At 64.6% G+C, this 21209-nt stretch carries 21 protein-coding genes; 11 read left to right on the top strand and 10 right to left on the bottom strand.

Annotation, left to right across the window (positions count from 1 at the left end; translation table 11 throughout):
* Positions 1-277 precede the first annotated feature (277 nt).
* Positions 278-1528, bottom strand: coding sequence for a NupC/NupG family nucleoside CNT transporter (locus RX327_RS25340; RefSeq protein WP_317247463.1), 1251 nt, complete (start codon positions 1526-1528; stop codon positions 278-280).
* A gap of 116 nt (positions 1529-1644) precedes the next feature.
* On the opposite strand from RX327_RS25340, the gene RX327_RS25335 reads away from it, so the two are divergent.
* On the top strand, positions 1645-2868 hold the full coding sequence (locus RX327_RS25335) for an MFS transporter (protein ID WP_050385903.1): 1224 nt from the start codon (positions 1645-1647) through the stop codon (positions 2866-2868).
* A 462-nt stretch (positions 2869-3330) separates the two neighbouring features.
* On the opposite strand, the gene RX327_RS25330 is transcribed toward RX327_RS25335, so the two are convergent.
* Together RX327_RS25330 and RX327_RS25325 are read right to left on the bottom strand one after the other, a co-directional pair.
* Positions 3331-4092 carry an SDR family oxidoreductase gene (locus RX327_RS25330; protein WP_317247462.1) on the bottom strand — a complete coding sequence of 254 codons (762 nt, stop codon included), beginning with the start codon at positions 4090-4092 and terminating at the stop codon, positions 3331-3333.
* A 12-nt stretch (positions 4093-4104) separates the two neighbouring features.
* Complete coding sequence (locus RX327_RS25325) at positions 4105-4866, bottom strand: proteasome-type protease (protein ID WP_317247461.1); 762 nt, start codon at positions 4864-4866, stop codon at positions 4105-4107.
* A 293-nt stretch (positions 4867-5159) separates the two neighbouring features.
* Between RX327_RS25325 and RX327_RS25320 the strand changes: the two genes are divergently transcribed.
* Positions 5160-6755: an ABC transporter substrate-binding protein gene (locus RX327_RS25320; protein WP_317247460.1), complete on the top strand. Its 1596-nt coding sequence runs from the start codon at positions 5160-5162 to the stop codon at positions 6753-6755.
* Between the two features lie 187 nt (positions 6756-6942).
* Here the strand turns inward: RX327_RS25320 and RX327_RS25315 are convergent, their stop codons facing one another.
* Both RX327_RS25315 and RX327_RS25310 read right to left on the bottom strand, forming a co-directional pair.
* A complete protein-coding gene (locus RX327_RS25315) occupies positions 6943-7236 on the bottom strand; it encodes a GYD domain-containing protein (RefSeq protein ID WP_028336081.1) in 294 nt (97 codons plus the stop codon).
* Between the two features lie 341 nt (positions 7237-7577).
* Positions 7578-7796, bottom strand: a complete 219-nt coding sequence (locus RX327_RS25310; RefSeq protein ID WP_028336082.1) for a hypothetical protein — start codon at positions 7794-7796, stop codon at positions 7578-7580.
* 221 nt (positions 7797-8017) lie between these two features.
* Between RX327_RS25310 and pdhA the strand changes: the two genes are divergently transcribed.
* The 3 genes from pdhA to RX327_RS25295 are packed head-to-tail and all read left to right on the top strand — an operon-like array spanning position 8018 to position 11155.
* Positions 8018-9064, top strand: a complete 1047-nt coding sequence (gene pdhA / locus RX327_RS25305) for a pyruvate dehydrogenase (acetyl-transferring) E1 component subunit alpha (RefSeq protein WP_317247459.1) — start codon at positions 8018-8020, stop codon at positions 9062-9064.
* The gene (locus RX327_RS25300) at positions 9057-10037 is read left to right on the top strand and encodes an alpha-ketoacid dehydrogenase subunit beta (protein ID WP_050385900.1); all 981 of its coding nucleotides are present in this window, start codon (positions 9057-9059) and stop codon (positions 10035-10037) included. Before pdhA ends, RX327_RS25300 begins: the two co-directional genes overlap by 8 nt.
* 20 nt (positions 10038-10057) lie before the next feature.
* A complete protein-coding gene (locus RX327_RS25295; RefSeq protein ID WP_317247458.1) occupies positions 10058-11155 on the top strand; it encodes a dihydrolipoamide acetyltransferase family protein in 1098 nt (365 codons plus the stop codon).
* A gap of 30 nt (positions 11156-11185) precedes the next feature.
* Here RX327_RS25295 and RX327_RS25290 read toward each other — a convergent pair whose 3' ends face one another.
* The 4 genes from RX327_RS25290 to RX327_RS25275 form a co-directional block, all read right to left on the bottom strand.
* The gene (locus tag RX327_RS25290) at positions 11186-11608 is read right to left on the bottom strand and encodes a carboxymuconolactone decarboxylase family protein (RefSeq protein ID WP_317247457.1); all 423 of its coding nucleotides are present in this window, start codon (positions 11606-11608) and stop codon (positions 11186-11188) included.
* 184 nt (positions 11609-11792) lie between these two features.
* Positions 11793-12635, bottom strand: coding sequence for a transglutaminase family protein (locus tag RX327_RS25285; protein WP_317247456.1), 843 nt, complete (start codon positions 12633-12635; stop codon positions 11793-11795).
* Positions 12636-12820: 185 nt separating this feature from the next.
* Positions 12821-13765, bottom strand: coding sequence for an alpha-E domain-containing protein (locus tag RX327_RS25280; protein ID WP_317247455.1), 945 nt, complete (start codon positions 13763-13765; stop codon positions 12821-12823).
* A 170-nt stretch (positions 13766-13935) separates the two neighbouring features.
* The gene (locus RX327_RS25275) at positions 13936-15354 is read right to left on the bottom strand and encodes a circularly permuted type 2 ATP-grasp protein (RefSeq protein WP_317247454.1); all 1419 of its coding nucleotides are present in this window, start codon (positions 15352-15354) and stop codon (positions 13936-13938) included.
* A gap of 225 nt (positions 15355-15579) precedes the next feature.
* Between RX327_RS25275 and RX327_RS25270 the strand changes: the two genes are divergently transcribed.
* From RX327_RS25270 to RX327_RS25260, 3 genes are all read left to right on the top strand, one after another.
* Positions 15580-16332, top strand: a complete 753-nt coding sequence (locus RX327_RS25270; protein ID WP_317247453.1) for a competence/damage-inducible protein A — start codon at positions 15580-15582, stop codon at positions 16330-16332.
* 6 nt (positions 16333-16338) lie between these two features.
* Entirely contained in the window at positions 16339-16866 is a 528-nt protein-coding gene (gene gpt, locus RX327_RS25265) for a xanthine phosphoribosyltransferase (RefSeq protein ID WP_317247452.1), read from the top strand.
* 109 nt (positions 16867-16975) lie between these two features.
* Entirely contained in the window at positions 16976-17599 is a 624-nt protein-coding gene (locus tag RX327_RS25260) for a hypothetical protein (RefSeq protein WP_317247451.1), read from the top strand.
* Between the two features lie 16 nt (positions 17600-17615).
* Here the strand turns inward: RX327_RS25260 and RX327_RS25255 are convergent, their stop codons facing one another.
* Positions 17616-18638, bottom strand: coding sequence for a methionine synthase (locus RX327_RS25255; RefSeq protein ID WP_317247450.1), 1023 nt, complete (start codon positions 18636-18638; stop codon positions 17616-17618).
* Positions 18639-18737: 99 nt separating this feature from the next.
* Between RX327_RS25255 and RX327_RS25250 the strand changes: the two genes are divergently transcribed.
* The 3 genes from RX327_RS25250 to RX327_RS25240 all read left to right on the top strand — a co-directional run bounded on the left by RX327_RS25250 (position 18738) and on the right by RX327_RS25240 (position 21126).
* Positions 18738-19439: a glutathione S-transferase N-terminal domain-containing protein gene (locus RX327_RS25250; RefSeq protein ID WP_317247449.1), complete on the top strand. Its 702-nt coding sequence runs from the start codon at positions 18738-18740 to the stop codon at positions 19437-19439.
* A gap of 98 nt (positions 19440-19537) precedes the next feature.
* Complete coding sequence (locus RX327_RS25245) at positions 19538-20149, top strand: 2-hydroxychromene-2-carboxylate isomerase (RefSeq protein ID WP_317247448.1); 612 nt, start codon at positions 19538-19540, stop codon at positions 20147-20149.
* Positions 20149-21126: an NADPH:quinone oxidoreductase family protein gene (locus RX327_RS25240; protein WP_317247447.1), complete on the top strand. Its 978-nt coding sequence runs from the start codon at positions 20149-20151 to the stop codon at positions 21124-21126. The genes RX327_RS25245 and RX327_RS25240 overlap by 1 nt, the downstream gene beginning before the upstream one ends.
* Positions 21127-21209 lie beyond the last annotated feature (83 nt).

Here is a 21209-nt window from a genome sequence, read left to right as displayed (position 1 = left end):
GAATCGCGGTTGCCGAGTATAGGCGGTTAGTTGCACGCAGGGGTCAACCGGAGTTCGGCAGTCGGCCGTCTGGTTAGTCACCATTGGTCAGTCAAAACGCCCAAGCGTTGGAAATGTTGGAGTTTTGGCCTTGACTGGCGGAAGGGGTGGGATTCGAACCCACGGTACCCTTGCGGGCACGCCGGTTTCGTAGTCCGCATGGAGCGAAGCGCAATCCGGGAATCGCGCACGCGGGCCGAGCGGCTCCGGATTGCGCTTCGCTTCATCCGGGCTACGGTCACGTCATCGCCCCCACGATGGCGCCCATCAAGCACGTCGTCAGCGTGCCCGATACGATCGACTTCAGTCCGAGCGCGTTGATCTCCTCGCGCCGTTCCGGGGCCATCACCCCTAAGCCGCCGATCATGATGCCGAGGCTGGCGAAATTGGCGAAGCCGCACATCGCATAGAGCATGATCAGGCGCGAGCGCGGGTCGAGCGCGTCGTGTGGCAGCTTCGAAAAGTCGACATAGGCGATCAATTCGTTGAGCACGGTCTTGGTGCCCATCAGGCTGCCGGCGGTGATCGCCTGATCCCACGGCAATCCCATCAGCCAGCACACCGGCGCCATGAAGAGGCCGAGCAGGCGCTGCAGCGAGATCGCGGCGCCGCCAATGTTCGGCAGGAGGCCGAGCATGGCGTTGACGAGATAGACCAGCGCCACCAGCACCAGCAGCATGGCGACGATGTTCATCAAGAGCTCGAGCCCGGCCGCCGTGCCCTTCACGATGGCGTCCATCGTCGACGACACCTGGATATCGGGATTGTCGAGCGATCCGCCGGTGCGCTTGTCGGAGGTCTCGGGCACCATGATCAGGCTGACCAGGATCGCAGCCGGCGCGCCCAGCACGGAAGCGATGACGAAATGCGCGGCGGCGTCGGGGATGAGGGGAGCAAGCAGCGTCGCATAGAGCACCAGCACCGTGCCGGCGATGCCCGCCATGCCGCCGGTCATCACCAGGAACAGCTCGCTGCGGGTCATCTGTGCCAGATAGGGCCGCACGAACAGCGGTGCCTCGACCATGCCGAGGAAGACATTGGCGGCGGTCGACAGCCCGACCGCGCCGCCGACGCCGAGCGTGCGCTCGAGCAGCCAGGCCAGGCCACGCACGATCGGTGGCAGCACGTGCCAATAGAACAGCAGCGTCGTCAACACGCTCATCACCAGCACGATCGGCAGCGCCTGGAACGCCAGGATGAAATCGGCGCCGGGTACCTTCAGATCGAATGGCAGGGCGCCGCCGCCGATATAGCCGAACACGAAGGCGGAGCCGGCGCGGGAGGCCGCCGAGATCGCGCCGACCGCGTCGTTGATGGTGCCGAAGGCCTGCGTCACCAGCGGCACCTTGATCAGCACAAGCGCGGTCGCGATCGTGACGACGAGCCCGATCGCCGCCTGGCGCAGCGACACCTTCAGGCGATTCTCGCTCAGCGCCCAGGCGATCAAGAGCAATGCCACCACGCCGAACGCCGATTGCAACTGCAGCATCACGCCCCCAAGAACTCTCGCGGGATTATGGGCAGGGGCCCCGCGCAGCGCAATGCTGTTGCGCGTTCATCTCGTATCCATTGACAAGTTGCAGGCGCTCGGCCACGCAATCATCCATGTCCTCCGCCACGCCGGCCGGCGCCCGCGATCTGCTCGGCCACAGACCGTTCCTGTTCTTCTTGTCGTCGCGCAGCCTGTCGCGCTTCTCCAGCCAGATCGGCGCGGTGGCGATCGGCTGGCAGATCTACGATCTGACCGGCAGCGCGTTCGACCTCGGCATGGTCGGACTGGTGCAGTTTCTGCCGACGGCGCTCTTGGTGTTCGTCGCCGGCCACGCCGCTGACCGCTTCGAGCGCAAGCGCGTGGTGCAGGCCTGCCAGATCGCGGAGGCGCTGACCGCATTGTTTCTCGCCGGAAGCACTTTTGCCGGCACCATCTCGGAGATCCAGATCTTCGTCGCGACCTTCGTGCTCGGGATCGCCGGCGCGTTCGAGAGTCCGGCGACCGCCGCGCTGTTGCCGCTGATCGCGCCGCAAGGCTCGCTGCAGCGGGCGACCGCGATCTCGAGCGGCGCGGCGCAGGTTGCGACCATCACCGGACCCGCGCTTGGCGGCTTCGCCTATGCCCTGATGCCGAGCGCGCCCTACGGCATCATGATGGTGTTCTGGCTGTTCGGCGCCCTCCTGACCGGCGGCATCGGCCGGCTGCAACAGGCGCCGGTGAAGAACGGTGGGTCGTCGGACGATCTGTTTGCCGGCGTCACCTTCGTTCGCAGCAATCCGGCGATCCTCGGCACCATCTCGCTCGATTTGTTCGCGGTGCTGTTCGGCGGCGTCACCGCGCTGCTGCCGATCTATGCGCGCGATATCCTGCAAGCCGGCCCGCTCGGCCTCGGCATCCTGCGCGCCGCGCCCGCGGTCGGTGCGCTGTTGATGACGATGGTGCTGGCGCGGCACACCATCAACCGCCGCGTCGGCATGCGCATGTTCCAGGCGGTGATCGTGTTCGGCGTCGCGACGGTGGTGTTCGCGCTGTCGCACTGGATGTGGCTGTCGGCGCTGGCGCTCGCGGTGCTCGGCGCTGCGGACACGATCAGCGTCGTGATCCGTTTCTCGCTGGTGCAGCTCGCTACCCCCGACGAGATGCGCGGCCGTGTCGGCGCGGTGAACTTCCTGTTCATCAACGCGTCGAACCAGCTCGGCCAGTTCGAGAGCGGCGTCACCGCGGCGCTGCTCGGCACCGTGCCGTCGGCCGTGCTCGGCGGCGTCGCCACCGTTGCGGTCGCGCTGCTCTGGATGAAGCTGTTCCCGACGCTGCGGGACGTGGAGAAGCTGGAGTAGGGCGCTTCCCTTACCTCGTCCCGCTTGCGGGAGAGGTCGCCGCGCAGCGGCGGGTGAGGGGAACTCTCTCCGCGAGCTTGTCTCTCACCATCCTCGTGGAGACTCCCCTCATCCCGACCTTCTCCCTGCGCGCGGGGAGAAGGGGAGGATCAGCCCCGGGGCAAGCTTTCATGATTTCGGAATAATGGAAAAATACTGCTGATTTGCCCGACGTGTCAAGCTGCGGTGTCGAACGCCGCTAAAGCATGATCCGGAAAAGTGCGTAGCGGTTTTTCGAAAAGATCATGCTTGAACAACAACCTAAAGCGCGATGACGATTCAGCCTTATCGCATCGCGCTTTAGCTGCCGGCTCCTTTGCATGGGGTTGTTTTCGATATTTTGGCAGGGCGTCCGGCGACGGCCGGCCGGGACAAGCCCGGCCGGGCATCGTGATGGTCCTGCCGCAAGCAGGGAGGAGAAGATCAGCCCCGCCCGACGAACGGCATCTTGGTCGCCATCACCGTCATCGTCAGCACGTTGGCGTCGAGCGGCAGGCTGGCCATGTAGGCGACGGCGTCGCCGACCGCCTTGGCGTCCATGCGCGGCTCGTGCTTGGTGGTGCCGTCGGGCTGCAGCACGCCGGGGCCGTTGACCATGCGGTCCGTCATCGGCGTCGCCGCATTGCCGATATCGACCTGGCCGACCGCGATGTCATACATGCGGCCGTCAAGATTGCTGGCCTTGGTCAGGCCGGTGATGGCGTGCTTGGTCGAGGTGTAGGCGGCCGAGAACGGCCGCGGCGCATGCGCCGAGATCGAGCCGTTGTTGATGATGCGGCCGCCGCGCGGGGTCTGGTCCTTCATGATGCGGAAGGCGTGCTGGGTGCACAGGAACGGGCCGGTGAGGTTGGTGTTCACCACCGCCTGCCACTGCTCGAGGCTGAGGTCCTCGAAGTTCACGGCCGGCGCGCCCATGCCGGCATTGTTGAACAGCACGTCGAGGCGGCCATAGGTTGCCTTCACCTTGTCGAACAGCGCGGCGATCTGCTCCGGCTTGGTCATGTCGGCGGTGACGCAGAGGCTCTTTCCGGCGGGGCCGAGCTTCGCCGTCTCCTCGAGCATGTCGAGCCGGCGCCCTGCGAGCACCACGGTGAAGCCGGTGTTCATCAGCGCCAGCGACGCTGCGCGCCCGACACCGGTGCCGGCGCCGGTCACCAATGCGATCTTGCTGGTTGCCTCAGTCATGCGAGTTTCCTCTTACTTGGTTTTTGCTTCGGTTTCGTTCTTGTAGGGCGGGCGCGGAATGTTCTGGTGCGCGGCGCGCAACGCCGCCGACCAGCGCGAGCGCAAATCGTGGAAATAGGGTTCGCCCGCCTCGATGCGGTGGTTGAGATCGGCTTCGCAGGCGTCCGTGCGCACCACCAGCACGTCGATCGGCAGGCCGACGCCGAGATTCGAGCGCATGGTCGAGTCCATCGAGATCAGGCCGGTCTTCAGCGCCTCGTAGAGCTCGACGTCGTAATGCATGGCGCGGTCGAGCACCGGCTTGCCGTATTTGTGCTCGCCGATCTGCAGGTAGGGCGTGTCGGTGGTGCACTCGATGAAATTGCCGGCGGTGTAGACCATGAACAGACGCATGCGCGCGCCCTTGATCTGGCCGCCGAACAGGAAGGAGACGTCGAAGGAGACGTCCTCGGATTTCAGCGCCGGTCCTTCGGTGGCATGCACCGCCCGGATCGCCCGGCCGATGCGCTGGGCGGCCTGGAACATGGTCGGCGCGTTCATAAGCGTCTCGATCTCGCCCGTGTTGGGATCCTCCAGGCCTTCGGTCAGGGTGGAGAGCACCGACTGGCTGATCGCGAGGTTGCCGGCGCTGGCGATCGCCATGATGCGCTCGCCGGGCTTGGAGAAGATGTGCAGCTTGCGGAAGGTCGAGACGTTGTCGAGGCCGGCATTGGTGCGGGTGTCGGCGATCATCACCAGACCGTCCCGAACCAGGATTCCGCAACAATAGGTCATTTAAAGCCCTCAGACGGTCCGAGTTTCTCGGCGGGAAACTAGTAGCCAATTTCGAGGATGCATCCAACCCCAATTCCCCGTGACGGGAGATGCAGTGGCCCGTCAAAGAGGGGCGGGACGACCGAGCGACGGCCGGGCGCCTGTTCCAGCCGTCCAGGTTGCGGGGCGCATCCCGGTCTCGCTCTGCGTTGCGCGCAGCCGGCAATGATCTTGGCCTCGCGTCGTTGCGGGGGGCGGGGTGTTGTGCTCGACTGCCTGCAACCGACGACAACAAGAAATTTCGGGAGGCGGGAATGTCGTTCAAACTGGCCGCGTGCATTGTGGCATTGGGTATCGCGGCGACGGCCGCGAGCCCTGCATCGGCGCAGAAGAAGGGCGGCACCCTGCGGCTCTATCACAACGACAATCCGCCCTCGACCTCGCTGCTCGAGGAATCCACCATCGCCTCGGTGATGCCGTTCGCGGCCGTCTTCAACAACCTCGTGGTGTTCGATCCGGCCAAGGTGCACGAAAGCATCGACACCGTGATCCCCGATCTCGCCGAGAGCTGGTCGTGGGATCAGACCAATACAAAGCTCACTTTCAAGCTGCGGCACGGCGTGAAGTGGCATGACGGGCAGCCGTTCACGGCTAAGGACGTGCAGTGCACCTGGCGGATGCTGATCGGCAAGAGCGAGACCCAGGACTTCAAGCGCAACCCGCGCAAGGTCTGGTACTCGAAGCTCAAGGATGTCGGCATCAATGGCGACGATGAGGCGACCTTCGAGCTGACCGAGCCGCAGCCCGGCCTGCTGGCGCTGCTCGCGAGCGCCTTCTCCGTGGTTTATCCCTGCCACGTTCCGCAGCAGGTGATGCGCACCAAGCCGGTCGGCACCGGGCCGTTCAAGTTCGTCGAGTTTAGGCGCGGTGATTCGATCCGTCTGGTCCGTAACCCCGATTACTTCAAGAAGGACCGGCCGTATCTCGACGAGATCACGGTGCGCTCGATCGACAGCCGCGCCACGCGGATGCTGGCATTCGCGACCGGCGACTATGACATCACCTTTCCGTCCGACGTCAGCATTCCCCTGATGAAGGACGTCAAGTCGCAGGCGCCGAACGCGATCTGCGAGATGACCTCGACCAATTTGCAGATCAATCTCCTGGTCAACCGCGTCAATCCGCCGTTCGACAATCCGGATATCCGCAAGGCGATGTCGCTGGCGCTGGATCGCAAGGCCTTCAACAGCATCCTGTTCGAGGGCAGCGGCCGGCTCGGCGGCGCGATGCAGGCGAAGCCCGAAGGCGAGTGGGGCATGCCGCCGGAGATCCTGTCGACGCTGATGGGTTACGGCCCCGATACCGGGAAGAACCTCGCCGAGGCGCAGGCGATCATGCAGAAGCTCGGCTACAGTGACGCCAAGCCGCTGTCGATCAAGATCCAGACCCGCAATCTGCCGACCTATCGCGACCCGGCGGTGATCCTCGCCGACCAGCTCAAGAAGATCTACATCACAGCGGAGCTCGACATCCTGGATACGCCGCGCTGGTACTCGCGGCTGCAGCGCAAGGACTATACCATCGGCCTCAACGTCACCGGCGTCAGCGTCGACGATCCCGACGGCAATCTGGTCGAGAACTATTCCTGCAACTCCGAGCGCAACTACACCCAGTATTGCAACGCCGAGGTCGACAAGCTGCTGGCGGCACAGTCGCGCGAGGTCGACAAGGACAAGCGCCGCAAGATCGTGTTCGACATCGAGCACCTGCTGGTCGACGACGCCGCGCGGCCGGTCATCCTGCACTCATCGGCCGGCAATTGCTGGCAGCCTTACGTGAAGAATTTCCACCCGCACGACAACAGCCAGTACAACAATCTGCGTTTCGAGGATGTCTGGCTGGATAAATAGGGCATGTGCGGCCCTGCCGGCGACGACGTCCGCCGTCGCCCTCGTGCGCCTCGTACTTTACTCGTTCACACGACGAGGAGCAGTCTCGGTTCCTGCGCACACACGCTGGCGCCGATCGCAGGGTATCAAGATCGACGGCGCCCGTCAGTCAGACCGCGCAGAGATCCATAGGGACGTCCCGAAGCCGCTACGGAAGCTCGGATATCAGCTTGGTCCACTCGGCCTCGGGCCAGGCCCGTGATGTGCAGGTCCGTATGTTTCCCTGAGAACTGAGGGCAAGCGCGAGTTTCGTGATGTTGTCGCCAAGAGGCGCTTCGGCGATGAGAAGGATGTCATGCTCGCCGGAGGTGAGATAGACCTCCTTGATCTCGACACCGAGCGTCTTGGCGAGTTCTTTCGCCGCTCGGCTGCGCTTGGGAGCGTCCTTGACACTTCGAATTCCCTGGTCGGTCCAGTCGATCCTCACTATGAATGTCGCCATGTCGTCCTCCAAGGGTTAAGCACTGCCCTTGTCTGCCGCGCGTGCGGCAGGCCAACCTGCTTCATGTTGAAGTTGAGGGAGCGCCACATAAGGCAGGCGCTGCTTTCAGACTGCGATGCCTGCCGACGGCCTGACCGCTGCCCGTTCCTTCAAACGGCGACGTCGGCCCGTCCCGTCTAAGGGCAACTCGCCGCAGATTACGCCATGTCCCTTGCTTGAGAAAGAGGGCTCCCCGCGTTGTGATCGGGACCGCGTAAGCGAGGGCGCCGCGTCAAGATCACACTCTCTGCGCAAGGATGTGGCCGCGGACCTTCGCGCGCCGGACAGCTATCCGATGCAAGTCAGGTGTGGGTGTAGTCACCGGGTTTCAACCCGAGCGCTTTCACAGCCGCTTCGGGAAGCGGCCCCAACGCTTCGACCGTTTCATTCGGGGCCATCATGTCCGCAATAATTGCCGTGGCCTTTGCCGCGTCTCCTTCAGCCACGAAGAAGACCGAGCGAACCGGCGGGCCGCCGTCCAACGGCGCAGTTGTTACGAGGACAACCTGACCATGTGCCATGCTCTCTTATACAGCAGTCGCGGCGCTGTTCCACGGATACTGTCGATCGATCCTCGCGACCCGGCCGCCGACGCGTGCGCCAAGAGCGATGCTGCCACGGTATTGCATCGTCGCGGCCCGAACACCAAATAGTTGAACGTGGGAGGCAGAACCGCTCCTGGAGTGAGCGCGTGGCCAGCAAAAGAGCGAACGAAGAGCTCCCCGTCATTGCGCGCTTTGAGGTGCGCCGCCGCAATTACCTCGCGCCCGACGGCTCGATAGAACGGCCGCTTCCTGCCTTCGCCACCGATGCCAAGCTGCTGGTCGAACTCTACCGGTCGATGGTGCTGTTGCGTCTGTTCGACCGAAAGGCTGTTGCATTGCAGCGCACTGGTCGGCTGGGAACCTATGCCATTTCGCTCGGCCAGGAGGCGGTGTCGGTCGGCATCGCGAGTGCGATGCGGGAGGATGACGTTCTGTTGCCCTCCTATCGCGACAACGGCGCGTTGCTCTGGCGTGGCGTCGCGCTGGAGGAGATCCTGCTGTTCTGGGGCGGCGATGAACGCGGCAATCAATTCTCCGGTCCGGTGCACGATTTCCCGTTCTGCGTTCCCGTCGGATCACAGGCGCCGCATGCGGCCGGCGTTGCCTACGCCCTGAAGTTGCGCAAGGAGCCGCGCGTGGCCGTCTGCATGTTCGGCGACGGCGCCACCTCGAAAGGCGATGTGTACGAGGCAATGAATTTCGCCGGCGTTCACAAGTTGCCGCTCGTGTTCGTCGCCACCAACAATCAATGGGCCATATCGGTGCCGTTGCGTCTGCAGACGGGTTCCGAGACGCTAGCGCAGAAGGCCATCGGCGCCGGGTTCAGCGGCGAGCAGGTGGACGGGAGTGACGTCGTGGCGATGCGCGCCGCGGCCGAGGAGGCCATCGCCGCTGCCCGCGACGGCAAGGGCCCTCACTTCATCGAAGCGGTCACCTATCGGCTCGGCGATCACACGACGTCAGATGATGCATTGCGCTATCGTTCGGCCGAAGAAGTCCAGGCGCATTGGAAGGAAGAGCCGATCGCGCGCCTCAGGTCCTATCTTGTGGGTCAGAAGATGTGGACCAAGGCGGACGAGGAGCGGCTTGTCGCCGAGTGCCATGAGCGCATCGAGGCGGCGGTGGAGCGCTATCTGAAGACACCGCCACGCCGAGCAGAAACCATGTTCGACAACCTCTATGCTGATCTGCCCGCGGCGTACGCCGCGCAGCGTCGCGAACTTGCGGGAGAGGACGATGCCTGAAGTCACGTTGGTCGAAGCCATCAATCGGGCGCTCGGCCGCGCGATGGTGGATGATCCCGATGTGGTCGTGCTCGGCGAGGATGTCGGCGTCAATGGCGGCGTCTTCCGCGCGACCGTCGGCTTGCAGGAGCGCTTCGGTCCGGAGCGCGTCCTCGATACGCCGCTTGCCGAACTCCTGATCAGCGGGCTTTGCGTCGGCATGGCCGCGCAGGGACTGAAGCCGGTCGGCGAAATCCAGTTCATGGGATTTATCTATCCCTGTCTCGATCAGCTCGTGAACCACGCATCACGGATGCGCAACCGTACCCAGGGACGGCTCACTTGTCCGATGGTTCTGCGCACGCCGCATGGCGCCGGCATTCGCGCACCCGAGCATCATTCCGAGAGCACTGAGGCGATGCTGGCCCACATTCCGGGCTTGCGTGTCGTGATACCTTCGTCGCCGGAGCGCGCCTATGGACTTCTCCTCGCCGCGATCCGCGATCCCGATCCGGTGGTGTTCCTGGAGCCGACGCGGTTGTACCGCGCCGTGAAAGGCGAGGTCGAGGACAACGGCGAAGCCCTGCCGATGGATCGCGCCTTTGTCGAGAGGGAAGGTCGCGACGTCACGCTGATCAGCTGGGGTGCGATGCTGAAGGAAACGATGGCCGCAGCGGACGCGCTCGCCGACGAGAGCATCGCTGCCGAGGTTATCGACCTCGCCACGCTCAAGCCCTACGATGAAAACACCGTGCTCAGGTCGGTCGCAAAGACCGGGCGCTGCGTCATCGTGCACGAGGCCGCACACACCGGCGGATTTGGCGCGGAGATCGCAGCCATGATCGCCGAGCGCGGACTATCCTCGCTGCTCGCACCCGTGACCCGCGTCACCGGCTACGACACGATCATCCCGATGGCCCGCCTTGAGCAACGCTACATGCCGTCGGTCGAACGCATCGTGACCGCAGCCCGAAAGGCGCACCAGTACAACTGAACACCAACGGACCTTGTGCCATGCGCCAGTTCACGTTGCCGGACCTTGGTGAAGGTCTTGAAGAAGCCGAGATCGTCACCTGGTACGTCAACGAGGGCGATCACGTCGTGACCGATCAGCCGCTCGTTTCGGTCGAGACCGACAAGGCAGTGGTCGAGATACCGGCGCCGTCGAGCGGACGCATCGCGCGCCTGTTCGGTGCCAAGGGCGATATCGTGAAGGTCGGCGCGCCGCTCGTCGAGTTTGCCGAGGACGCCGGGCAGGACACCGGCACGATTGTGGGCGAACTCGACACTGGCGAGCAGCGGCCGGCGCCAGCAACTGCTTCGCCGCCCAGCGGGCGGGGAGCCCAAGTGTTTCCGGCAGTGCGCGCACTTGCGCGCAAGCTTGACGTCGCGCTCGATCTCGTCGAGGCGACCGGGCCCGGCGGCACCATCACGCGGGCCGATGTCGAGAGGGCGGCGAAGCGGATGTCTCACAGCGGACCCGCCGAGCCGCTGCGCGGCTTGCGCCGCGCGATGGCCCAACGCATGGCGGCAGCGCATGCGGAAATCGTCCCCGCGACGGTCACCGATGAAGCCGACATCGACGATTGGCGGCAGGGCGAGGACGTGACAATCCGCCTCGCGCGGGCGATCGCCGCTGCTTGCAAGGCAGAGCCCGCGCTCAATGCCTGGTATCATTCCGGTACGGGAGAACGGCGCCTGATCGAGCGCATCGATCTCGGCATCGCCGTCGACACGGGCGGCGGCCTGATCGTTCCCGTGTTGCGCAATGTCGCGGAGCGGAGCGTATCGGACCTGCGGGCCGGACTCGACCGCCTGCGAGCCGACGCAATCGCGCGCGCGATACCCCCGGAGGAACTGCGCGGTGCGACGATCACGTTGTCGAACTTCGGCATGATCGGAGGCCGGTTTGCTAATCTCATCATCGTGCCGCCGCAGACGGCGATCGTCGGCGCCGGGCGGATTTCGGAGCGCGTGGTCGCGCTTCGGGGGCAGGTTGCGGTCCGACGCACGCTGCCGCTATCGCTGACCTTCGATCATCGGGTGGTGACGGGCGGCGAAGCTGCCCGTTTCCTGGTTGTCCTCAAATCCGACGTTGAGCGCATTTCGTGACATCACTCATTCGCGAGACAGGCAGGAGCGTCACGGCTCCTGGCTTCGTCCCGCAGGTGCATCGACCAGAAACGCCTCGTCGACGGGCACGCCAAGCGCCGTGACCAGCCGGTTCGTCTCCGCGGCCATGCCGACGATGGCGAGCAGCTCGCCATATTCGGCCTCGGTCATGCCCTTGGCCCGTGCCGCGGTGTGCGAATGGATGCAGTAGCTGCAGCCATGGGCGATCGAAACCGCGACGTAGAGCATTTCCTTGGTCTTGGGGTCGAGCGCACCCGGAGCCATCACTTCCTTGATGCTCTCCCAGGTCCGCCGCAGCGTCTTCGGATCATGCGCCAGCGCCCGCCAGAAATTGTTGACGAAATCCGACTTCCGCACCATCCGGATGTCGTCGAAGACGGCGCGCGCGTCGGCGGAGAGTTCGTCATCCGAAAGCAGTTTTACAGTCGCCATGGCTTGTCTCGCTGGTTCGGTTTGCAGCAGCGATCATAGCACCCCTGCCGTCATTGCGAGGAGCGAAGCGACGAAGCAATCCATGCCTCCGCAAGCGGTCAGATGGATTGCTTCGCGGAGCCTGTCATCGGGCCGCGCGCGCGGACCCGTTGGCTCGCAATGACGGACGCGGAGAGGGACCAGCCTACGACTGCGTCTGGCTCTGCCACTGGCCGGGACGGCCGGCCTGGTCGACCTTGACCGCGACCGTCAGCGTTTCCGTGCCGCCGCCATAGCGCGTGCCACGCACCGGGGCCGCGCCGAGATAGTCGAGCCCGATCGCAACGCGCACATGGGCGTCGGTGGCGCAGATGCTGTTGGCGGGATCGAAGCCGACCCAGCCGAGATCGGGCACGTAGGCCTCCGCCCAGGCATGGCCGGCCTCCTGATGCGCCGTGTCGTCCGATCGCAGAAAGTGCCCGGAGACGAAGCGCGCCGGCACGCCGCCGGCGCGGGCGCAGGCGATGAAGATGTGCGCGTAATCCTGGCAAACTCCGCGCTTGAGCGCGAACGCCTCCACCGCGGACGTGCCACTGTTGGTGGGGTCTTCGTCGAACGTCATGTGATCGGCAATCTGCGTCATCAGCGCGTGCAGGAAGCCCAGCGTGTCGCCGCCGGCCTCGGTGCGCAGCTCGCGCACGATGGCCGTCATCGCCGGGTTGAGGTCGGTCAGCGGTGTGGTGCGCAGGAACAGGCTCGGCGGAAACCGCTCGTCGGTGCCCTTCAGTACGCCGCCGGTGTCGTGGGTCTCGATCAGGCCTTCGCAATGGATCGTGAGGTCACTGATCGAACCATGCGTCAGCACATGGGTGACGTTGCCGAAGGCGTCCTCATGGGTGTCGAGCCGGGAGTCGGTCGAGACGTCGATCTGCCAATCCGCGACATACTGGCCGTCATGGCTGCCGGGCGTCATCCGCAAAATCTGGATCACGCCCGAGGCCGCCGGCTCGTAGCGATACGTGGTGGTATGGGCTATCCGCAGGCGCATGGCTCAACCGGTGTTCAATCGGTTTTTTCAGGGCAGGACTGTCATGCCCGGACCCTTCCCGGGCACCCACGTCTTTCTTCCTAATCGGCCGCGAAAGCAAGATGTGGATGGCCGGGTCACCTATGTTACGAAAGACGCGCTTCGCGTTTTTGCCCGGCCATGACGAGATTTTGCCTCAAAACCGGTCAGATCAGGTACTGCTTGGTGATGATCTCACCCAGCCGTGAATTGTCCGTGATGAATTCCTGAATGAATTCATGCACGCCATGCTGGAAAATGTCGTTCATATTACTGTGTTCCAGCCGGTTTCGGATGCCGCGGGCGTGGCGCTGGGCCGGGCCCTGGCGGCCATAGGCGACGCCGATCTGGTCGAGGTTGCGCACGAGGTTGCCGTAGCAGCTGGCGAGCGAGCGCGGCAGGGTGTCGTTGAGGATGAGCAGATCCGCGATCAGCCACGGCTTCAGCGTCTCGCGATAGACCCAGTGATAGGCCGTCAGTGCCGAGACCGAGCGCAGGATCGAGCTCCATTGATAAAAGTCGAGCGGGCCGCCGACATGCTCCTCCTCGGGCAACAGCACATGGTACTTCACGTCGAGAATGCGCGCGGTGTTGTCGGCGCGCTCCAGATGCACGCCCATGCGCGAGAACCAGTACGCGTCGTTGCGCAGCATGGTCCGGTAGGCGGAGCCGTCGAAGCGCAGCGAGGTCTCCTGCACGAAGCGCAGGAACTTGGCGAGGTCCTCGCGCGTCGAGGTGCCCTTGCTCCACACCGCCTGAAGCTCGATCCAGGCCGAGTTGATGGTGTCCCACATCTCGCTGGTGAGCGCGGTGCGCACCGAGCGCGAGTTCAGCCGCGCCGCCTCGATACAGTTCCTGATCGAGGACGGATTGTTCGGCGAGAACGAGAGATACTCGACGACGTTGTGCTCGTTGGCCTCCTCGTAGTGATCGTAGAAGCTGGCGGCGACCCCGGCGGTGAGCAGCGCCGAATCCCATTCATTGGTCTTGCCGATATAGGCGGCGGGAAGCGCGGTGACGCGCAGCGTCGCATCGATGGTGCGCGCGAGATATTCGGCCCGTTCGACGTAGCGGGCGAGCCAGTAGAGGTTTTCGGCGGTACGCGACAGCATCCGATAGTCCCTACAAGACGAAACGTGTTTCACCTCCCCCTGAAAGGGGGAGGTCGACGCGCAGCGGCGGGTGGGGATCTTCTCTCCATTCGGCGTATGCGGCCGACCCCCACCCCGACCCTCCCCCTTGCAGGGGGAGGGAGGGCTCGCGCAGCGCGTTTGGCTTCAAATCACTCACTCAGGATCCAGGTGTCTTTGGTGCCGCCGCCCTGGCTCGAATTCACCACCAGGGAGCCTTCCTTGAGCGCGACCCGTGTGAGCCCGCCCGGCACGATGGTGGTGCTCTTGCTGCCCGTGAGCACGAAGGGGCGCAAGTCGACATGGCGCGGCGCGAGGCCGGATGCGGTGCAGGTCGGGCAGGTCGAGAGCGCCAGCGTCGGCTGCGCGATGAAACCTTCCGGCTCGCGCTTGAGCTTGTCGCGGAAGGCTTCGATCGTCGCTTTGGTCGCAGCGGGGCCGATCAGCATGCCGTAGCCGCCGGAGCCGTGCACTTCCTTGACGACGAGCTCGCTCAGATTGTCCAGCACATAGGCGAGGTCCTTCGGCTCGCGGCAGCGCCAGGTCGGCACGTTCTTCAGGATCGGCTCCTCGCCGAGATAGAACTTCACGATGTCGGGCATGTAGGAGTAGATCGCCTTGTCGTCGGCGATGCCGGTGCCGACGGCGTTGGCGAGCGTGATGTTGCCGGCCGCGTAGGCCGACATCAGGCCGGGCACGCCGAGCACGGAGTCGGGACGGAACGTGAGCGGATCGAGGAAATCGTCGTCGACACGGCGGTAGATCACGTCGACCCGCTTCAGCCCTTCCGTCGTCCGCATGAAGACTTCGTTGTTCTTGACGATGAGGTCACGGCCTTCGACCAGCTCGATGCCGAGCTTGTCTGCGAGGAACGAGTGCTCGTAATAGGCCGAGTTGTAGACGCCGGGCGTGAGCAGGGCGACGGTCGGCTCGCTGGAGGCGCTTAGCGGCGCGACCGAGCGCAGGGCTGAGAGCAGCTCGTCCGGGTAGCGCTCGACCGGCGCGACCTTGTGGCGGGCGAACAGATCCGGAAACAGCCGCATCATGATCTCGCGGTTTTCCAGCATGTAGGATACGCCCGACGGCGTGCGAGCGTTGTCCTCGAGCACGATGAAGTCCTCGGCGTCGACCCGGACGATGTCGATGCCGGCGATGTGCACGTAGACGTCGTGCGGCACCTGCTGGCCGTTCATCTCGGGACGGAACACCGGGTTCTGGAAGATCAGATCGCCGGGCACGATCTCGGCGCGGAGGATGTCGCGGCCGTGATAGATGTCGCGCAGGAACATGTTGAGCGCGCGCACGCGCTGCTTCAGGCCCTTCTCCAGCAGCGCCCATTCCTTGCCGGACATGATCCGCGGGATCACGTCGAAGGGGATCAGGCGCTCGGTGGACTCGGAATCGCCGTAGACCGCGAAGGTAATGCCGATCCGGCGGAACAGGAGCTCAGCCTCCTGGCGCCGATATTCGAGGGCTTCGGGGGGCGTTTCCTTGAGCCAGCGGGAGAGCTCCTGGTAGGCCGGGCGGAGATCCTCGCCGAGGCCGTTCATCTCATCGAACGCGACTGCCATATAGCCCGACTGCCCTCCAAAGCCATGTGACACAGTGCATGACTTGATGGGATGGTAGCAAGGGGCGGGCCAGCGCGATATGCATTGGCTTGCGGCATTTGCTATGGGTGAGGTGGAAGGCCTGCCCGAAAAACCGGCTGAGGTCTGCTTAATTCGGCGGCAAAACCCCGTGACATCAAGGCATTGGATCGGCAATGTCCGGGGATCAAGTTAGGGAATGAGACCATGAGCGACATCGTCACGGCGGGCATCCTGGTCATTGGGGACGAAATCCTGTCCGGCCGGACCAAGGACAAGAATATCGGCTTCATCGCCGAATACCTGACCAATATCGGCATCGACCTGAAAGAGGTCCGGATCGTTTCCGACGACGAGGCCGACATCATCGCCGCCCTGGACGCGCTGCGGCATCGCTACAGCTACGTCTTCACCACGGGTGGCATCGGACCGACGCATGACGACATCACCGCCGATGCCGTCGCCAAGGCGTTCGGCGTCGGTATCGACCACCATCCGGAGGTCGTCGCCCGCTTCCGCGAGCGCTGGAGCGAGCAGGATCTCAACGAGGCCCGCCTGCGCATGGCCCGTATCCCCGACGGTGCCGAGCTGATCCAGAGCGCGACCATCCTCGCTCCCGGCTTCAAGATCGGCAACGTCATCGTCATGGCCGGTGTGCCGTCGATCATGCAGGCGATGATGGATATCGTCTCGCCCAAGCTGAAATCGGGCGTGCGCATGCTGTCCGAATCGGTCCGCGCCAACGCGCGCGAGGGCGACATCGGCGGTCCGTTGCGGGCGATCGCCGCCGCCCATCCCGACACCATCATCGGCAGCTATCCCTTCATGGACGAGGAGCAGAAGCCGAACACCAATCTGGTGGTGCGCTCGCGCGATCCGGAGAAGCTCGCCGCGGCGATGGCGGCGGTGAAGGAAATGCTGAAGCAAGTGCAGGCCGCGCAGAAGAAGCCGGCGGGTTGAGACGATATGGTTGAACGAAATTCCGAACCGAGTGCACAGGAGCGCGCGGGCAGGCCTTTTCCGGTTTCGTGGGACCAGTTCCACCGGGATTGCCGGGCGCTGACCTGGCGATTGAACGAGGTCGGCCCGTTCCATGCGGTGATTGCGATCACACGCGGCGGCCTGGTGCCGGCGGCGATCGTGGCACGCGAGCTCGGCGTGCGCGTCATCGATACCGTCTGCATCGCCAGCTACGACCACACCAAGCAGGGCGAGCTGAAGGTGCTCAAGGGCATCTCGGAGCAGACCGCCAAGCTCGGCGGCGGCACCGGCAGGGGTCTCCTGATCGTCGATGATCTCGTCGACACCGGCAAGACCGGCAAGCTGGTGCGCGAGATGCTGCCGGAGGCCCATTTCGCCACCGTCTACGCCAAGCCGATGGGACGCCCGCTGGTCGACACTTTCATCACGGAAGTGTCGCAGGACACCTGGATCTTCTTCCCCTGGGATACCGCTCTGTCTTTCCAGCCGCCGATCCGCGACGGCGCGGCGTGACGTCGTCGTCATTCCGGGGCGCGACGAAGCCGCGAACCGGAATCTCGAGATTCCGGGTTCGATGCTTCGCATCGTCCCGGAATGACAGCGACGAACAATCGGATTTCCCATGCCCCTGCAAAACCGCATCACACCGACTGGCGACATCATCGCCACCCCGCATCGCGGCCTGTTCACAGGCAATCGCGGCATCATCCACGATCCCGCGACGAAGACGCTTCTGAAGAAGCGCTGGTCGTCGCCGGCGTGGATCACCTGCCTGTGCGAATTCCGCGGCTGGCGGCGGCCGGTGATGGCGCGGCGGAGCTGGACCGAGCTGTTCTTCCTGGACGAGGCCACCGCCTTCGCGGCCGGACACCGGCCGTGCTTCTACTGCCGGCGAGACGATGCCAAGCGGTTTCGCGGCTGCTGGGAGCAGGGCAACGGTGTAAGCGATCTCAGCGCCAAGGCGATGGATGCGGTGCTGCACGCCGAGCGGCTCGACCGCGGCAAGAAGCGGCTGCATCCGCCGCCGACGCGATTGCGCGACTTGCCCGACGGGACGATGGTGCAGGCGAGCGGGGACAGCTACCTCGTCGCCGACGGCGCCACGCTGCGCTGGTCGTTCGCCGGTTACAGCCGGGCCGACGTACCCGAGCCGGCCATGCTGCTGACGCCGCCATCGACGGTGCGCGCCTTCCAGGCCGGCTACCGGCCCGTGTTGCATCCGAGCGCGATGGCCGTTCTGGGTTGATCTACCGGCGGAGTCCTTACGCCAGCCGCTGCCGCGCCAGCGCGGCGCCGGCGCCGAGCGCCATCAGCTTGGCCTCGGCGATCTCCCGCCGCATCGGCGCCATGCCGCAATTGGTGGTCGCGATGATGTTGCTCTTGGGCACGAATTTCGATACCGCGTCGATCACCTTCACGACGTCCTCGGCGGTCTCCACCGTGTCGCTGGCGACGTCGATCACGCCGGCCTGTACGATCTTGGTCTTGAGCAGCGCCAGCAGGTCGAGCGGCACCTTCGAATTGCGGCACTCGATCGCAACCTGCTGGATCGGGCTCGCGTCGATTGCCGGGAAGATTTGCTCGTACTGCCGCCATTGGCTGCCGAGCGTTTCCTTCCAGTCGGTGTTGGCCTTGATGCCGTAGCCGTAGCAGATGTGAACGGCGGTTGCGCAGGTGAGGCCTTGCGCGGCGCGCTCCAGCGCCTTGATGCCCCAATCGTTGACCTCGTCCATGTAGACGTTGAAGGCCGGCTCGTCGAACTGCACGAGATCGACGCCGTCGGCCTGCAAGGCCTTGGCCTCCTCGTTGAGCAACTCGGCGAAGGCAAAGGCCATCTTCACGCGGTCGCCATAGTAGCGATCCGCGATGGTGTCGATGATGGTCATTGGGCCGGGCAGGGTGAACTTCAGCTTCTTCCTGGTGTGGGCGCGCGCCGCACGCGCTTCGCCTTCATGGACGCGCCCCTTGAGCTGCAACGGGGCGACCACCTGCGGCACCATTGCCTTGTAGCGGTCCTTGCGGATGCCCATCTCGACCTTGTGGGCGAAATCGATGCCTTCGATCTTCTCCAGGAAGCCGTGGACGAAATGCTGCCGGGCCTGCTCGCCCTCGGTGACGATGTCGATGCCGGCGTCCTCCTGGATCTTCAGCCAGATCAGGGTCGCGTCGCGCTTGGCCCGGAGAAGCTCGTCGCCCTGCGACTTCCAGGGCGCCCACAGCATGTTGGGCTCGGCCAGCCATTCCGGCTTCGGCAAAGAGCCGGCGATCGTGGTTGGAAACAGCATGGGTGCCTCCCGTTGGGTTCTGATTGAGGGCCTGTGTGCCATGTCCTAAAGTGGAGGTACAGAACAACAAAAGTCTTTGTGATGGGGAATAGAACGCCGATGATCGATCTCTATTACGCGCCGACGCCGAACGGCTGGAAAATCTCGATCATGCTGGAGGAACTCGGGCTCCCCTACAGCGTGAAGCCCGTGAACATCCGCGCCGGCGAGCAGTTCAGCCCCGACTTTCTCGCGATCTCCCCGAATAACCGTATCCCGGCCATCGTCGATCGCGATCCTGCCGACGGCGGGCCTCCGTTCTCGGCCTTCGAGACCGGCGCCATCCTGATCTATCTCGCGGAAAAGACCGGCCGTTTTCTGTCGCGGGAGTTGCGTGCGCGGTCGAACGTGATCCAATGGGTGATGTGGCAGATGGCCGGGCTCGGACCGATGCTCGGCCAGCATGGACATTTTGCGCTCTACGCGGCGGAGAAGATCCCCTATGCGATCGAGCGCTATCGCGACGAGGCAGCGCGGCTCTACGGCGTGCTCGATCGCCAGCTCGGCAAGACCGGAGCCTTTGTCGCCGGCGACTATTCCATCGCCGATATCGCCTGCTTCCCCTGGACCATGACCCACAAGGCGCAAGGCTTTACGCTCGACGACTATCCGAACGTGAAACGCTGGTATGCCACCGTGCGCGGCAGGCCGCAGGTGCAGGCCGGGCTCGCGATCGGCAAGTTCGTGAAAGAGCCATTCGACGAGGAATCACGCAAGATCATGTTCGGCCAGCGTGCGAAGGAGCTGGTCGAGAAGAAATGATGCCCGTTATTCCGCGGCGCGACACGGTCGCGAGCCCTGCGCCTTGCGGCGCATCCCGGAATGACGAGAATGAACGTGGAAATGACAAAGGAAACGCCATGATCGAATTCTTCTTCGACTGTTCCAGCCCCTGGACCTATCTCGCCTTCCACAACATCCAGCCGCTAGCGAAGGAACTAGGCGCCGAGATCGTCTGGCGACCGATCCTGGTCGGCGGCATCTTCAACACGGTCAACCCGAGCGTCTACGCCCAGCGCGAAAAGCCGGTGCCGCTGAAGGCGCGCTACATGACGAAGGATCTTCAGGACTGGGCGCGCTCGGCGGGGCTTGCGATCAAGATGCCGCCGACGGTGTTCCCCGTGAACAGCGTCAAGGCGATGCGCGGCTGCATCCTTCTCGGCAACGAGAAGATGGTGCCGTTCGCGCGCGCGGTGTTCGAGGCCTATTGGGGTGACGACAAGGACATCTCGCAGGATGCGGTGCTGACCGAGATCTGCACCAAGCTCGGGATCGATCCGGCGAAATTCCTTGCCGGCATTTCGGAGCAGGGGATCAAGGATCAGCTCAAGGCCAATACCGAGGAGGTCGTCGCCCGTGGCGGCTTCGGCTCGCCGACGATCTTCGTGAACAAGACCGACATGTACTTCGGCAATGATCGCCTGCCGTTGATCCGCGAGGCGCTGGCACGCCTCAAGGCGCGGGCCGCCTGATGCCGAAAGCCGTCGTTTGCCGCGAACTCGGCCCGCCCGAGCGCCTGCAGCTCGAGAACTTTGTGTCGGCGCCTTTGCAGCCGGGCCAGGTGCGGGTTGCGATCCGGGCCGCCGGGATCAACTTCCCCGACATCCTGATGGCCGCCGGCGAGTATCAGCTCAAGCCCCCGCTGCCGTTCACGCCGGGTTCGGAAGCCGCCGGCGATGTCGTTGAGGTCAATGCAGCATCCGGTGTCGCCGTCGGCGACAAGGTGATCGTCAAGATGCGCTTCGGCGCCTATTGCGACGAGACGGTTGCAACGCCGTCGCAGCTCGTGCCGGTGCCGTCGACCTTCGACTACGCGGAAGGCGCGACTTTCCTGGCCGCGCACGGCACGGCCTATCACGCGCTGATCGACCGCGGCCGGGTCGCGCCCGGTGAGGTGCTGCTGGTGCATGGCGCCGGCGGCGGTGTCGGTCTTGCCGCCGTCGAGATCGGCAAGATGCTGGGCGCGATCGTGATCGCGACAGCCTCGAGCGACGAGAAGCTTGCGATTGCGAAATCGCGCGGCGCCGATCATCTCGTGCGCTACGATCAAGAACCGTTTCGCGACGCGGTCAAGCGGATCACCGACGGCCGCGGCGCGGACGTCGTGTTCGATCCGGTCGGAGGCCAGGTCTTTGAAGATTCCATGCGCTGCATCGCCTGGGGCGCCCGGCTGCTGGTGATCGGCTTCACCGGCGGCATCGGTCTTGCCCGCACCAATCTGTTGATGATCAAGGGCGCGAGCGTGCTCGGCGTCCGTGCCGGCGAGGCGGTGCGCAAGGATCCCGCGCTCGGCGAGGTCAGGTTCAAGGCGCTGAGCGAATGGGCCGAGGCCGGCCGGGTGCGGCCGAATATCTCGCACCGCCTGCCGCTGGAGGATTACGCGAAGGCGATGCGGCTGTTGCTCGATCGCAAGGCGATCGGGCGGGTGGCGCTACTGACGAGGCCGTGAAACCACAGCGCCCAAATTCCGCGGTGCAGCCAAATGACGCCAAGGGCCCGGCGTTCAGGGAATCGAACCCGGGTCCGTCGCGT

Source organism: Bradyrhizobium sp. BEA-2-5 (assembly GCF_032918025.1).
GTDB lineage: Bacteria > Pseudomonadota > Alphaproteobacteria > Rhizobiales > Xanthobacteraceae > Bradyrhizobium > Bradyrhizobium pachyrhizi.
Note: the sequence above shows the minus strand (reverse complement) of the source record. Positions and strands in the feature narration are given on the sequence as shown.